Below are 1976 nucleotides of genomic sequence, written 5' to 3' on the forward strand. Positions count from 1 at the left end.
GGAAGGGAGTTCATACAACCACCCCCGACCCCTCCTTGGCTAAGGAGGGGAGCTGTACCGTGGCTTGGACTTGCTTGGTTGGTGGAAGTTTGATCACGATTCAGATAAAGTATTTGATAGATGCCTGCGACAGAGTGTTGCCGTTCCTCGATCTGCTCCCCTCCTTGGTTAAGGAGGGGCCGGGGGTGGTTCGATAATCAGCTCCCTTACCTTGAAGAGAATGGCAAAGAGGGAGTGAAAATTTTCCTCCAGTTTTGGTTGACAGTTTAAAGCAAATGTTCGAGGATTTTCTATAACTCACAGCATTATCAGCAAATCTCAAACCACTGGAGGCAGTATGGCCATAACCAGAAGAAGATTTCTGCATTATTCGGCCTTAGTCACATCATCACTGGCAGTTTCAGGGCTGCCCCTATATGCATACGATCCCAACGCCGGGCCTGAAGAACACGACGAGGTCAGGCGCAGTTATTGCGGTCTGTGCCACCCGCGCTGCGGCACCCTGCTGCACATGAAAAATGGTAAAGTCTTCGAGGTCAGCGGCGACCCGGACCATCCGGTGACCAGGGGGCTTATCTGTGAGCGCGGCCTGCTCATGCCTGAGCATATCCATCACCCGGACCGGATAAATTATCCCCTGAAAAGAAAAGGCAAAAGAGGGGAGGGCAAATGGGAGCGTATATCCTGGGAACAGGCCCTGGATGAGGTGGCCGAAAAACTCGCCGGCCTGAGGGATGAGTACGGGCCGGAAACTCTGGCCTTTACCCATGGTACCAGCCGTACCCATCACTGGGACTGCAGGCGGTTTTTCAACCTTTTCGGGTCCCCCAATGTCTGCGGGGTAAACAATATCTGCATGTGCCCTTCGTATGCCACGGAATATGCCACCTACGGAGGCATGGCCAGGGGCAATCCGCGCCAGGCGCAGTGCATTGTGGTCTGGGGGCGGGCTGCGGCCAATTCTTCGCCTGTGCAGACCTGGCCGGCCCTGAAGGATGCCCGGGACAAAGGGGTCAAGTTCATCGTGGTGGATCCCAGGCGCATCCAGGAAGTGGAATTTGCTGAGATGTGGCTGCAGATCAGGCCGGGAACAGACCTGGCCATGATGCTTGGCTGGATCCGGCTGATAATTGAAGAGGAGCTTTATGACCGGGAGTTTGTTTCCAACTGGACCGTGGGCTTTGATGAGCTGAAAGAGGCGGTAAAGGAGTACACCCCGGAAAAGGTAAGTGAAATCACCTGGGTCCCGGCAGACAAGATAAAGGCTGCAGCCAGGCTTTACGCAGAATCCAGCCCGGCCCAGATTCCTTACGGCTACGGTCTGGACAAGCAGGGCATCAATTCCAACCAGTGCGCCAGGGCCAGGGCCATTCTGCGGGCCATCACCGGGAACCTGGAAATAGAAGGCGGTGAGACCTTCAGCCAGACCCCGGAGGCGGCAAAAGTCCGGGGTGAATTCGACCTGGTCAGGGCTGAGGCCATAAGTTCTGAACAAAGGGCCAAACAGCTGGGCGTTGATACTTATCCCTTTTTCGGATTTCCAGGCTGGGAGCGCAACCTGGAAAACAATAAAAAGCTGCCCCAGGGCATGGTTTCCCCGCCGTCCATGTATAGGACCTGCGTGGCTCACGCCAGGGATGTATTTCATGCTGTCAGCACCGGCGAGCCTTATCCGGTAAAGGCCATGTTTTCCGTGGCCAGCAACCCCATGCTGTCTTTTCCGGATTCAAAGATGGTCTTTGAGGCCCTGAAAGCCCTGGAACTGTACGTGGTCATGGAATACTACATGACGCCGTCAGCGGCCCTGGCGGATTATGTTTTTCCATCGGCCACTACCGTAGAGCAGCCCCAGCTGTGGACTACAGGCGGATTCTGCATAATCACCATTTTCACCCCGGCCCCCGGATCAATTGTGGACATATTTATAGCCGATGAAATCATAGAGGTAAGAGCACAGGCGCGAGGGTTGCCGAGCC

General features: G+C 55.2%; 2 protein-coding genes. Both read left to right on the top strand.

Features of this window, described 5'->3' with window-relative positions; all coding sequences use genetic code 11:
- Positions 1–197, top strand: a 197-nt coding sequence (locus D5S03_RS05800) for a hypothetical protein (RefSeq protein ID WP_287042983.1), incomplete at its 5' end; no start/stop codon positions are given.
- Positions 198–337: 140 nt separating this feature from the next.
- Positions 338–1976, top strand: a 1639-nt coding sequence (locus D5S03_RS05805) for a molybdopterin-dependent oxidoreductase (RefSeq protein WP_287042984.1), incomplete at its 3' end; no start/stop codon positions are given.

It is taken from the genome of Desulfonatronospira sp. MSAO_Bac3 (assembly GCF_003838035.1).
Taxonomy (GTDB): Bacteria; Desulfobacterota; Desulfovibrionia; order Desulfovibrionales; family Desulfonatronovibrionaceae; genus Desulfonatronospira; species Desulfonatronospira thiodismutans.